Annotated in this window: 11 protein-coding genes; 9 read left to right on the top strand and 2 right to left on the bottom strand. The window is 69.8% G+C overall.

Annotation, left to right across the window (positions count from 1 at the left end; all coding sequences use genetic code 11):
- Positions 1-163: 163 nt before the first annotated feature.
- The 6 genes from eccD to J7I94_RS21345 all read left to right on the top strand — a co-directional run bounded on the left by eccD (position 164) and on the right by J7I94_RS21345 (position 7,246).
- The gene (gene eccD / locus J7I94_RS21370) at positions 164-1,621 is read left to right on the top strand and encodes a type VII secretion integral membrane protein EccD (RefSeq protein WP_215168904.1); all 1,458 of its coding nucleotides are present in this window, start codon (positions 164-166) and stop codon (positions 1,619-1,621) included.
- 174 nt (positions 1,622-1,795) lie between these two features.
- Entirely contained in the window at positions 1,796-2,083 is a 288-nt protein-coding gene (rpsO, locus tag J7I94_RS21365) for a 30S ribosomal protein S15 (protein WP_004924725.1), read from the top strand.
- A 305-nt stretch (positions 2,084-2,388) separates the two neighbouring features.
- Positions 2,389-4,611: a polyribonucleotide nucleotidyltransferase gene (locus tag J7I94_RS21360; protein ID WP_215168970.1), complete on the top strand. Its 2,223-nt coding sequence runs from the start codon at positions 2,389-2,391 to the stop codon at positions 4,609-4,611.
- Complete coding sequence (locus J7I94_RS21355) at positions 4,608-5,987, top strand: pitrilysin family protein (protein ID WP_215168903.1); 1,380 nt, start codon at positions 4,608-4,610, stop codon at positions 5,985-5,987. The genes J7I94_RS21360 and J7I94_RS21355 overlap by 4 nt, the downstream gene beginning before the upstream one ends.
- 28 nt (positions 5,988-6,015) lie before the next feature.
- Complete coding sequence (dapB, locus tag J7I94_RS21350; RefSeq protein ID WP_215168901.1) at positions 6,016-6,768, top strand: 4-hydroxy-tetrahydrodipicolinate reductase; 753 nt, start codon at positions 6,016-6,018, stop codon at positions 6,766-6,768.
- Positions 6,769-6,781: 13 nt separating this feature from the next.
- Positions 6,782-7,246, top strand: coding sequence for a hypothetical protein (locus J7I94_RS21345; protein ID WP_215168899.1), 465 nt, complete (start codon positions 6,782-6,784; stop codon positions 7,244-7,246).
- A 76-nt stretch (positions 7,247-7,322) separates the two neighbouring features.
- On the opposite strand, the gene J7I94_RS21340 is transcribed toward J7I94_RS21345, so the two are convergent.
- Both J7I94_RS21340 and J7I94_RS21335 read right to left on the bottom strand, forming a co-directional pair.
- Positions 7,323-7,877, bottom strand: coding sequence for a hypothetical protein (locus J7I94_RS21340; RefSeq protein ID WP_215168897.1), 555 nt, complete (start codon positions 7,875-7,877; stop codon positions 7,323-7,325).
- Positions 7,878-7,998: 121 nt separating this feature from the next.
- Positions 7,999-8,241: a hypothetical protein gene (locus tag J7I94_RS21335; protein WP_215168895.1), complete on the bottom strand. Its 243-nt coding sequence runs from the start codon at positions 8,239-8,241 to the stop codon at positions 7,999-8,001.
- Positions 8,242-8,412: 171 nt separating this feature from the next.
- Between J7I94_RS21335 and thyX the strand changes: the two genes are divergently transcribed.
- From thyX to J7I94_RS21320, 3 genes are all read left to right on the top strand, one after another.
- A complete protein-coding gene (gene thyX / locus J7I94_RS21330; RefSeq protein ID WP_215168893.1) occupies positions 8,413-9,156 on the top strand; it encodes an FAD-dependent thymidylate synthase in 744 nt (247 codons plus the stop codon).
- Between the two features lie 202 nt (positions 9,157-9,358).
- Complete coding sequence (dapA, locus tag J7I94_RS21325) at positions 9,359-10,258, top strand: 4-hydroxy-tetrahydrodipicolinate synthase (RefSeq protein ID WP_215168891.1); 900 nt, start codon at positions 9,359-9,361, stop codon at positions 10,256-10,258.
- Between the two features lie 138 nt (positions 10,259-10,396).
- Positions 10,397-12,082 carry a ribonuclease J gene (locus tag J7I94_RS21320; protein ID WP_215168889.1) on the top strand — a complete coding sequence of 562 codons (1,686 nt, stop codon included), beginning with the start codon at positions 10,397-10,399 and terminating at the stop codon, positions 12,080-12,082.
- The last annotated feature ends 306 nt before the right edge of the window (positions 12,083-12,388 follow it).

The raw sequence follows: 12,388 nt of genomic DNA, 5'->3' as shown, positions 1-12,388 counted from the left end.
TGATGCGCGCGGTGCGCAGAAGAGCCAGGAGGATGGAGAAGCCGAGGGGGTAAGGGGAGAATTGAGGGAGGCAGCCCCTTTCCCTTGCGGCGCAGCGGATAGGGTGGCGCTCCGCGTCGTACGAGCGGCGCGCAGCAGTCGTGTCTAGCAGGGGGAACACCAGGTGAGCACGGGGACTTCGACAGGTTTCTGCCGAATCACCATCGCGGCGCCGGACAGCCGAGTCGATGTCGCACTGCCGGAGGACCTGCCGATCCAGGACCTCTTCCCCGAGATCGTCAGGCTCTCGGGACTGACCCAGTCGGACACCAGCCCCGCCGGCTACCACTTGGTGAGCCGTGAGGGCCAGGTCCTCGACGCCAGCCGTTCGCTGCTGGAGCACCGGGTCAGGGACGGCGAGGTGCTCCTGCTGCGGACCTTCGCCGACTCCCTGCCGCCGGCCGTCCACGACGACGTGGTCGACGCGATCGCCGCCGCGGTCAAGCAGGACATCCGCAGCTGGAACGACAACCTGATGCGGGTGGCCGGTCTCGTCTCCGGCGCGCTGCTGCTGATCATGCTGGGCTTCGTCTTCTGGTTCGCCGATCCGGTCCGGCACGACATGGCCGGTCTCCAGGGCATCCTGGCCGGAGCGACCGCGCTCACCCTGACCGCCCTCGCCGGCGTCCGGGCCCGGGTCTACGACGACCGCGCCTCCGCCGTCGCCCTCGGCATCTCCGCACTGCCGCACGCGCTCATCGGGGGCTCCGGCATCATCGCCCAGGACGCCGGTGAAGGGCCCGGACGCATCCAGTTCCTCGTCGGCTGCGTCGCCGTACTGCTGTGCTCCATCGTACTGATCATGCTGCTGCCGCAGGGAGACGCCCCGTTCGTCGCCGCGGCCCTGGCCGCCGCGATCGGTACGCTCGCCGCGTTCTGCGGCATCCTCACCGAGGCCGAGCCGCGGGAGATCGCCGCCGGCACCGCGGTCGTCGCGCTCGCGGTCGTCGGTTTCCTGCCCGGCTGGTCGGCCCGCTTCGCCAAGCTGCCGATCGGTTTCCGCAACCCCGAGGACCTGGCCAGGGCCCGGCGCGAGGGCCGCGAGGGCGACATGGAGGCCGTCGACGTCCAGCTCATCGTCGCCCAGACCAGCCGGGGGCACGAACTGCTGCTCGGCCTCGTCGGCGGCTGCGCCGCGGTCATCATCGGCGCGGGCGGCGCGGTGCTCGGCTTCAGCGACAGCGGCTGGGCCCAGCTGCTCGCCCTGTGCACCGGCCTCGCCGCCATGCTGCGGGCCCGCCTGTTCCGCTACACCGCGCAGGTCACCTGCCTGTTCGTGGCGGGTGTCGTCACGCTCGCCCTGCTGGTCCTGGGCCTCGCGATCTCGCCGCCGGCCGACATCGTCATGGAACTGCTCAAGGGCAACTCCGGCCCGGTCGACGTACGCACCCTGTGGCTCGGCGCCTCGGTCGCGGCGGGCGTGCTGCTGCTGATCGCGATCGCCCTGATCGTGCCGAAGAAGGGCCTGTCCCCCTTCTGGGGCCGCATGCTGGACCTCGCGGACTCCCTGGTGCTGCTGTCCCTGGTCCCGATCTGCCTGGCCGTCCTCGACGTCTACAACAAGGTCCGCGGCGGCGTCTGAGGCCCGCGAGGAGACTGGTAGGCTGGCTGACGGCCGTTTGTGTACGCGCCCCCGGACCACCTCACGTGCCTGGAGGCCGCGCCCAGCGGACCCCGCCTTCCGAGTTCACGGAAGTTCCCCCGAGAAGCAGACCGGGGGCGCTCGAAGGCTCATGAAGACCTTGAAGGAGCACGCGTGTCTCTCGACGCCGCAGTGAAGAAGCAGATCATCTCCGAGTTCGGTACCAAGGAGGGCGACACCGGCTCCCCCGAGGTCCAGGTCGCCCTGCTGTCCCGTCGGATCTCCGACCTGACCGAGCACCTCAAGACCCACAAGCACGACCACCACTCCCGTCGTGGTCTGCTGATCCTGGTCGGTCAGCGCCGCCGGCTGCTGCAGTACCTGGCCAAGAAGGACATCCAGCGCTTCCGCGCCCTGGTCGACCGCCTCGGCATCCGCCGCGGTGCGGCGGGCGCCAAGTAAGACGCCGTGAAGGGAGCGGTTCCCCACGATCGGGAGCCGCTCCCTTTGCTGTACGTGCGCGGTGTCACCGCCACTTTGTAGTGTGGTAGAGAACGCGACCGCACCACACCGACGAGACGAAGAGACGAGGAGAAGCGTCACCGCGCCGCCGCCGGTCCTCGGTAGTGGCCCTCGGGGAAAAGAACGCCGGGGGCTTCGATCGAAGACCGGCCCGCACCGGACGCTTCTCCATCACCGTCCCCCCGCCACACGGGCGAGGCGGGACGGAAGACGACATGTAACTGAACGTAATGGAGAAGACCATAGTGGAGAACGAGACCCACTACGCCGAGGCCGTCATCGACAACGGCCCCTTCGGCACCCGCACCATCCGCTTCGAGACCGGCCGCCTCGCCAAGCAGGCCGCCGGTTCCGCCGTGGCCTACCTGGACGACGACACCATGGTGCTGTCGGCCACCACCGCCTCGAAGAACCCCAAGGACCAGCTTGACTTCTTCCCCCTCACGGTGGACGTCGAGGAGCGGATGTACGCCGCCGGCAAGATCCCCGGCAGCTTCTTCCGGCGTGAGGGCCGTCCCTCCGAGGACGCCATCCTCACCTGCCGCCTGATCGACCGCCCGCTGCGCCCGTCCTTCAAGAAGGGCCTGCGCAACGAGATCCAGGTCGTCTGCACGGTCATGGCGCTCAACCCCGACCACCTGTACGACGTCGTCGCGATCAACGCCGCGTCCGCGTCCACCCAGCTGGCCGGCCTGCCCTTCTCCGGCCCGATCGGCGGCGTCCGCGTCGCGCTGATCCGCGGCCAGTGGGTGGCGTTCCCGACCCACACCGAGCTCGAGGACGCCGTCTTCGACATGGTCGTCGCGGGCCGCGCCCTGGAGGACGGCGACGTCGCGATCATGATGGTCGAGGCCGAGGCCACCGAGAAGACCATCAAGCTGGTCGAGGGCGGCGCCGAGGCCCCCACCGAGGAGGTCGTCGCCGCCGGTCTCGAGGCCGCGAAGCCGTTCATCAAGGTGCTCTGCCGCGCCCAGGCCGACCTCGCCGCCAAGGCCGCCAAGCCCACCGGCGAGTTCCCGGTCTTCCTCGACTACCAGGACGACGTCCTGGAGGCGCTCACCGTCGCCGTCAAGCCCGAGCTGGCCCAGGCGCTCACCATCGCCGGCAAGCAGGAGCGCGAGGCCGAGCTGGACCGCGTCAAGGCGCTCGCCGCCGAGAAGCTCCTGCCGGAGTTCGAGGGCCGCGAGAAGGAGATCTCCGCCGCGTACCGCTCGCTGACCAAGACCCTGGTCCGCGAGCGCGTCATCAAGGAGAAGAAGCGCATCGACGGCCGCGGTGTCACGGACATCCGTACGCTCGCCGCCGAGGTCGAGGCCATCCCGCGCGTGCACGGCTCCGCGGTGTTCGAGCGTGGCGAGACCCAGATCCTGGGCGTCACCACCCTCAACATGCTCCGCATGGAGCAGCAGCTGGACACCCTTTCCCCGGTGACCCGCAAGCGCTACATGCACAACTACAACTTCCCGCCGTACTCCACCGGCGAGACCGGCCGCGTCGGCTCCCCGAAGCGCCGCGAGATCGGCCACGGCGCCCTCGCCGAGCGCGCCCTCGTGCCGGTGCTGCCGACGCGCGAGGAGTTCCCGTACGCGATCCGCCAGGTCTCCGAGGCGCTGAGCTCCAACGGCTCGACGTCCATGGGCTCGGTCTGCGCCTCCACCATGTCGCTGCTGAACGCCGGTGTGCCGCTGAAGGCCCCCGTCGCCGGTATCGCCATGGGCCTGATCTCCCAGGAGATCGAGGGAGAGACCCACTACGTCACCCTCACCGACATCCTCGGTGCGGAGGACGCCTTCGGCGACATGGACTTCAAGGTCGCCGGCACCAAGGAGTTCGTCACCGCCCTCCAGCTCGACACCAAGCTGGACGGCATCCCCGCCTCCGTCCTGGCCGCCGCCCTCAAGCAGGCCCGTGACGCCCGCCTCCACATCCTCGACGTGATGATGGAAGCGATCGACACGCCGGACGAGATGTCCCCCAACGCCCCGCGGATCATCACCGTCAAGATCCCGGTGGACAAGATCGGTGAGGTCATCGGCCCCAAGGGCAAGATGATCAACCAGATCCAGGAGGACACCGGCGCCGAGATCACCATCGAGGACGACGGCACCATCTACATCGGTGCCGCCGACGGCCCCTCCGCCGAGGCCGCCCGTACGACGATCAACGGCATCGCCAACCCGACGATGCCCGAGGTCGGCGAGCGCTACCTGGGCACGGTCGTCAAGACCACGACCTTCGGCGCGTTCGTCTCCCTGCTCCCCGGCAAGGACGGTCTGCTGCACATCTCGCAGATCCGCAAGCTCGCCGGCGGCAAGCGCGTGGAGAACGTCGAGGACGTCCTCGGCGTGGGCGCCAAGGTCCAGGTCGAGATCGCCGAGATCGACTCCCGCGGCAAGCTCTCCCTGATCCCCGTGGTCGAGGGCGAAGAGTCCGCCGACGAGACGAAGAAGGACGACGCCGACCAGTGACGTCCCACAGCTCCAAGGCGACGGCCCGCACCTCCCCGGAGGCGCGGGCCGTCGCCCGTACCCAAACCCTGATCAAGGGTGAGAACGGCATCGGCACCGTCCGCCGGACCACCCTCCCGGGCGGCCTGCGCATCGTCACCGAAACCCTCCCCTCGGTCCGCTCCGCCACCTTCGGCATCTGGGCGCACGTCGGCTCCCGCGACGAGACCCCGTCCCTGAACGGCGCCACGCACTACCTGGAGCACCTGCTCTTCAAGGGCACCGCCCGGCGCAGCGCACTCGACATCTCCGCCGCGCTCGACGCGGTCGGCGGCGAGATGAACGCGTTCACGGCGAAGGAGTACACGTGCTACTACGCGCGCGTGCTTGACGCCGACCTGCCGCTCGCCATCGACGTCGTCTGCGACATGCTGACCGGCTCGCTCATCCTCGAAGAGGACGTCGACGTCGAGCGCGGCGCCATCCTCGAAGAGATCGCGATGACCGAGGACGACCCGGGCGACTGCGTGCACGACCTGTTCGCGCACACCATGTTCGGCGACACCGCCCTGGGCCGCCCGGTCCTCGGCACCGTCGACACGGTCAACGCCCTCACCGCCGACCGCATCCGCCGCTTCTACAAGCGGCACTACGACCCCACCCACCTGGTGGTCGCCTGCGCCGGCAACGTCGACCACAACAAGGTCGTACGCCAGGTCCGCGCCGCCTTCGAGAAGGCCGGCGCCCTCAAGGACCCGGCAGCCCAGCCGATCGCCCCGCGCGACGGCCGCCGCGCCCTCCGCACCGCGGGCCGCGTCGAGCTGATCGGCCGCAAGACCGAGCAGGCCCACGTCGTCCTCGGCATGCCGGGCCTGGCCCGCACCGACGAGCGCCGCTGGGCGCTCGGCGTACTGAACACCGCCCTCGGCGGCGGCATGTCCTCCCGCCTCTTCCAGGAGGTCCGTGAGAAGCGCGGCCTGGCCTACAGCGTGTACTCGTACACCTCGGGCTTCGCCGACTGCGGCCTCTTCGGCGTCTACGCGGGCTGCCGCCCCTCCCAGGTGCACGACGTGCTGAAGATCTGCCGCGACGAACTCGACCGGGTCGCCGAGCACGGCCTGCCCGACGAGGAGATCGACCGCGCCATCGGCCAGCTCCGCGGCTCCACGGTCCTCGGCCTGGAGGACACGGGCGCGCTGATGAACCGTATCGGCAAGAGCGAACTGTGCTGGGGCGAGCAGCTGTCGGTCGACGACATGCTGGCCCGGATAGCCTCGGTCACCCCGGACGACGTCCGCGAGGTCGCTCGCGACATCCTGGGACGGCGGCCCTCGCTGTCGGTCATCGGCCCGCTCAAGGACAAGCAGGCATCCCGGCTGCACGACGCCGTCGCCTGACCCACCCGTCGGTAAGGAAGCAACAGACATGAGCAAGCTGCGTGTGGCCGTCCTCGGCGCCAAGGGCCGGATCGGCTCCGAGGCGGTCCGGGCGGTCGAGGCCGCCGAGGACATGGAGCTGGTGGCCGCCCTCGGCCGGGGCGACTCCCTGGAGACGCTGACCGAGACCGGCGCCCAGGTCGCCGTCGAGCTGACCACCCCCGCCTCGGTCATGGACAACCTCGACCACTGCCTGCGCCACGGCATCCACGCCGTCGTCGGCACCACGGGCTGGACCGACGACCGCCTCACGCAGCTCAGGGCCTGGCTCGACGCGTCGCCGGGGACGGGCGTCCTCATCGCGCCCAACTTCTCCATCGGCGCCGTCCTCACCATGAAGTTCGCGCAGATCGCCGCCCCGTACTTCGAGTCCGTCGAGGTCGTCGAGCTGCACCACCCCAACAAGGTCGACGCCCCCAGCGGCACGGCCACCCGCACCGCCCAGCTCATCGCCGAGGCGCGGCAGAAGGCAGGCACCGCTCCGGCGCCCGACGCCACTGCCACCGCCCTGGACGGCGCCCGCGGCGCGGACGTCGACGGCGTCCCGGTGCACGCGGTCCGGCTGCGCGGGCTCCTCGCGCACCAGGAGGTCCTGCTGGGCGCCGAGGGCGAGACCCTCACCGTCCGGCACGACTCCCTGCACCACAGCAGCTTCATGCCGGGCATCCTGCTGGGCGCCCGCCGCGTGGTCACCACTCCCGGCCTCACCTTCGGCCTGGAACACTTCCTGGACCTGAACTGAGCCCCTGATTCACATGCGCGCCAAGATCACCTACGCCGTCACCGCCGCCGTCCTGGTCTTCTACTTCGTCCTGGTCGGCAGCCGCGGCGTGCTGCTCATCGAGGCCGGCACCCCCGTCACCGTCGTTCTCGGCGTCTCGGTGCTGGTGCTGCCGGTGATCGGGGTGTGGTTCCTGTGGAAGAACACCCAGTTCGTCCGCAAGGCCAACCGGCTCGCCGCCGAACTGGACGCCGAGGGCGCCCTCCCCGTCGACGAGCTGAAGCGCACCCCGAGCGGCCGGATCGACCGCGACTCGGCCGACGAGGTCTTCGCCCGCCGCAAGGCCGAGACCGAGGACGCCCCCGACGACTGGCGCAGCTGGTTCCGCCTGGCCGTCGCCTACCAGGACGCCCGGGACACCCCGCGCGCCCGCAAGGCGATGCAGCGCGCGATCAGACTGCACGACGGCACGGCCGAGCCGCACACCGAGACGGCCTGAACCAGGCCCACGACATGCCGGTGGCCCGGCCCCCGCCTCCGCGGGGCCGGGCCACCGGCATGTCGTCGTACGCCGCTCAGCCGATCCGGTACTCCGCGCCCCACGCCTCCACGGCGTCGGCGGCCCGGTCGAACCCTTCCGGCCGGGCGAGGAAGTCGGCGTTGTGCGTGGTCAGCAGTGGCGGCAGCGTGCCGGCGTCCCGCCCCCGGCAGGACATGACCAGCGCCTGTCCCTGCACCGTCCGGGGCAGCCCGAGCCAGCGCACCGGCTGCTGCACCGTCCGCACCTCGACGATCCGCTCCCACGGCACCGTACGGCTGACCAGGAAGCCCACCCGGCGCACGCCCCGCGCGCTCACCCACGTGCCCATCCGCAGCAGCCGCAGCGCGCAGACGATGACGACCACGGCTACGCCGAAGACCACGCCGGCCGAGGCCACGGTTCCCGTCGCGGCGATGGCCACCGTCGAGAACAGCACGAACGACGCCAGCAGCAGCATCAGCGCGGACGCGCCGACGCGCCAGGGGCCGGGGCGGTAGGGCCGCCGCCACCGGTCCCGGTCGTCGTACGGCAACGCGACGTCGTCGGCCGTGTCGAAGGCACGGTCGGCCGTCAGGAAGGTCAGGGGCACGGCTGGTCCTCACTCGCTCCATGCGTGGGCTGTGCCCGGTGAGGTTATCGACCTGTGTCCCCGGTCACCACCCTCGGGGGCCCGGATGGAGTCGTCGACGCCCCGGCGGCCCGGTGACGGCTCAGCGCTTGCCGGACGACGCCTGTGACTGCTGCGTCTGCTGCGAGGAGTGGTCGAGGGACAGCGCGGGCATCCCGATCACCAGGGACCCCACGAGTCCCGCCACTATGGTCGTCCCGAGCAGCCAGCGCCCGGCCAGCTGGCCGAACGACATGCGCTCAGGGGGCGGGGGAGTGACATTGCTGCGGAACCTGTCGGCCTCGGCGACGAAGGCGAACGGGACGGGTTCACGCCGGCGCATCATGAGAACGTCTCCTTCCAGAACTCGAAGAACACCTGTCTGTACAGACGAACGGACACCACCGAAGGTGCCCCGTTTCACCGACTTCATCGCGGCACGGCCGTGAACGCCCCGTTTGGTGTCCGCCGTAGAGTGGCGTCCGCAAGCTGCCGAGACCGGAAGGCCCTCCCCACCGTGACCCCCGACACGCCCGAAGACGACTTCAAGATCGACCTGCGCAGCGACGTCACCGTCGAGCTGGTGAAGCACACCGCCTCCGACGCCGACGTGCTCTTCGCCGCCCGGGTCTCGACGGTCGGTGAGCAGTCCCTGGCCGAGCTGGACAAGGACCCGGAGCGCTCCAAGGGCCTGATCAACTACCTCATGCGGGACCGGCACGGCAGCCCGTTCGAGCACAACTCGATGACCTTCTTCATCAGCGCCCCGATCTTCGTCTTCCGCGAGTTCATGCGCCACCGCGTCGGCTGGTCCTACAACGAGGAGTCCGGCCGCTACCGCGAGCTGCAGCCGGTCTTCTACGTCCCCGACGCCTCCCGCAAGCTGGTCCAGGAGGGCCGCCCGGGCAAGTACCGCTTCGTCGAGGGCACCGAGGCCCAGCAGGAGCTGGTCGGCCGCGCGATGGCCGACTCCTACCGCCAGGCGTACGAGACCTACCGCGAGATGCTCGCCGCCGGCGTCGCCCGCGAGGTCGCCCGCGCCGTGCTCCCCGTCGGCCTGTACTCCTCGATGTACGCCACCTGCAACGCCCGCTCCCTGATGCACTTCCTCGGCCTGCGCACCCAGCACGAGCTGGCCAAGGTCCCGTCCTTCCCGCAGCGGGAGATCGAGATGGTCGGCGAGAAGATGGAGGCGGAGTGGCAGCGCCTGATGCCCCTGACTCACGCGGCCTTCAACGCCAACGGCCGCGTGGCCCCGTAACACCTTCTCCACAGGTACGCATGTGCGATCAACCGCGCGAAGTGTCCGTATTGCGGCATTTCATGAAGTTCATCTAGCCTGATCGAACGGACCCGGCACTGCTTGAACCCCCGAGCAGGCAGTGCCGGGCTCCGCCTCCGCCTCCCGCGGGTGCATCCCCCGAGGGCAGACCCTGCCCCGAGCAACGAGTAGCGTGTAACCCATGGCTCCGACCTCCACTCCGCAGACCCCCTTCGGGCGGGTCCTCACCGCCATGGTCACGCCCTTCACGGCGGACGGCGCACTCGACCTCGACGGCGCGCAGCGGCTCGCCGCCCACCTGGTGGACGCAGGCAACGACGGCCTGATCGTCAACGGCACCACGGGCGAGTCCCCCACCACCAGCGATGCGGAGAAGGCGGATCTCGTACGGGCCGTCGTGGAGGCGGTCGGTGACCGCGCCCACGTCGTCGCCGGCGTCGGCACGAACGACACCCACCACAGCGTCGAGCTGACCCACGCCGCCGAGAAGGCCGGCGCCACGGGCCTGCTCGTCGTCACCCCGTACTACAACAAGCCCCCGCAGGAGGGGCTCTACCGGCACTTCAAGGCCGTCGCCGACGCCGCCGAGCTGCCGGTCATGCTCTACGACATCCCCGGCCGCAGCGGCGTCCCGATCAACACGGAGACCATCGTCCGGCTCGCCGAGCACCCGAGGATCGTCGCCAACAAGGACGCCAAGGGCGACCTCGGCCGCGCCAGCTGGACCATCGCGCACTCCGGTCTCGCCTGGTACTCCGGCGACGACATGCTGAACCTGCCCCTGCTCTCGGTCGGCGCGGTCGGCTTCGTCTCGGTCGTCGGCCACGTCGTCACCCCCGAGCTGCGCTCCCTGGTCGACGCGTACGTCGCGGGCGACGTGCAGAAGGCACTGGAGATCCACCAGAAGCTGCTCCCGGTCTTCACCGGCATGTTCCGCACCCAGGGCGTCATGACCTCCAAGGCAGCGCTCGCCCTCCAGGGCCTGCCCGCCGGACCGCTGCGCGCGCCCATGGTCGAGCTGACGCCCGAGGAGACCGAACAGCTCAAGATCGATCTTGCCGCCGGCGGGGTACAGCTCTGACAACAGACTTCGCAAGACCCCACAACTGAACAAGCGGGCCACCGGTGCCCGCGTCCCACACCATCCATCGCATCTGCACGAACGTCATGCGCGCCACGTGCCCCACCGGTACGTGGCGTGCGTGGTGAGGAGAGTCTTTTGAGTCATCCGCATCCTGAACTGGGCTCGCCCCCGCCGCTCCCCGAAGGCGGCCTGCGGGTCACCCCGCTCGGCGGCCTCGGCGAGATCGGCCGCAACATGACGGTCTTCGAGTACGGCGGCCGTCTGCTGATCGTCGACTGCGGAGTGCTCTTCCCCGAGGAGGAGCAGCCCGGAATCGACCTGATCCTGCCGGACTTCTCGTCGATCCGGGACCGCCTCGACGACATCGAGGGCATCGTCCTCACCCACGGCCACGAGGACCACATCGGCGGCGTCCCCTATCTCCTCCGCGAGAAGCCGGACATCCCCCTCATCGGCTCCAAGCTGACCCTGGCCCTCATCGAGGCCAAGCTCCAGGAGCACCGCATCCGCCCCTACACCCTGCAGGTGGCGGAGGGGCACCGGGAGCGCATCGGCCCCTTCGACTGCGAGTTCGTCGCGGTCAACCACTCCATCCCGGACGCCCTGGCCGTCGCCATCCGCACCCCCGCGGGCATGGCGGTGCACACCGGCGACTTCAAGATGGACCAGCTCCCGCTGGACGGCCGCCTCACCGACCTGCACGCGTTCGCGCGTCTCAGCGAGGAGGGCATCGACCTCCTCCTCTCCGACTCCACGAACGCCGAGGTCCCGGGCTTCGTCCCGCCCGAGCGGGACATCTCCAACGTCCTGCGCACGGTTTTCGCCAACGCCCGCAAGCGCATCATCGTGGCCAGCTTCGCCAGCCACGTCCACCGCATCCAGCAGATCCTGGACGCCGCCTACGAGTACGGCCGCCGGGTCGCCTTCGTCGGCCGCTCGATGGTCCGCAACATGGGCATCGCGAGAGACCTCGGCTACCTGAAGGTCCCCCCGGGCCTGGTGGTGGACGTCAAGACCCTCGACGACCTCCCCGACCACGAGGTGGTCCTGGTCTGCACGGGCTCGCAGGGCGAACCGATGGCCGCCCTCTCCCGCATGGCCAACCGCGACCACCAGATCCGCATCGTCCAGGGCGACACGGTCATCCTGGCGTCGTCCCTCATCCCCGGCAACGAGAACGCGGTCTACCGCGTGATCAACGGCCTGACCCGCTGGGGCGCCAACGTCGTCCACAAGGGCAACGCCAAGGTCCACGTCTCGGGCCACGCCTCGGCCGGCGAGCTGCTGTACTTCTACAACATCTGCCGCCCGAAGAACCTGATGCCGGTCCACGGCGAATGGCGCCACCTGCGCGCCAACGCCGAACTCGGCGCCCTGACCGGCGTCCCGCACGACCGCATCGTCATCGCCGAGGACGGCGTCGCCGTCGACCTGGTCGAGGGCAAGGCGAAGATCTCGGGCAAGGTCCAGGCCGGATACGTCTACGTCGACGGGCTCTCCGTCGGTGACGTGGGCGAGCCGGCCCTGAAGGACCGCAAGATCCTCGGCGACGAGGGCATCATCTCGGTCTTCGTGGTGATGGACTCGTCCACCGGAAAGATCACCGGCGGCCCGCACGTCCAGGCCCGCGGTTCGGGCATCGAGGACTCGGCCTTCGCCGTAGTCCTGCCCAAGGTCGTCGAGGCACTGGAGCGTTCGGCCCAGGACGGTGTCGTCGAACCGCACCAGCTCCAGCAGCTGATCCGCCGCACCCTGGGCAAGTGGGTCTCGGACACCTACCGGCGCCGTCCGATGATCCTCCCCGTGGTGGTGGAGGTCTGACGGACCGTCGGACATCCGTCCGCGCCAACCCGGAGCGGGGCGCCTCGATTTGCATCGAGGCGCCCCGCTCCAGTACGTTTACAACTCCGCTCAGGCGGGCACCCGACCAACTCACGGTCCGGAGCCCCGGGAGCGGGAATTCCGACTCAGAACTTCTGATAAAGTCGGAACCGCCGGAAAGGGAAACGCGGAAGCGGGAACCTGAAAAGCACCGAGGAAATCGGATCGGAAAAGGATCTGATAGAGTCGGAAACGCAAGACCGAAGGGAAGCGCCCGGAGGAAACCCTGAGAGAGTCTCTCGGGTG

Source organism: Streptomyces sp. ISL-12, from assembly GCF_018614415.1.
Lineage (GTDB): Bacteria > Actinomycetota > Actinomycetes > Streptomycetales > Streptomycetaceae > Streptomyces.
This window is presented reverse-complemented; position numbering and strand designations above follow the sequence as displayed.

Excerpts from the sequence above, each read along its gene's own strand:
- J7I94_RS21335 (WP_215168895.1), bottom strand. The coding sequence starts at position 8,241 with ATGATGCGCCGGCGTGAACCCGTCCCGTTCGCCTTCGTCGCCGAGGCC.
- J7I94_RS21345 (WP_215168899.1), top strand. The coding sequence starts at position 6,782 with ATGCGCGCCAAGATCACCTACGCCGTCACCGCCGCCGTCCTGGTCTTC.
- dapA (WP_215168891.1), top strand. The coding sequence starts at position 9,359 with ATGGCTCCGACCTCCACTCCGCAGACCCCCTTCGGGCGGGTCCTCACC.
- dapB (WP_215168901.1), top strand. The coding sequence starts at position 6,016 with ATGAGCAAGCTGCGTGTGGCCGTCCTCGGCGCCAAGGGCCGGATCGGC.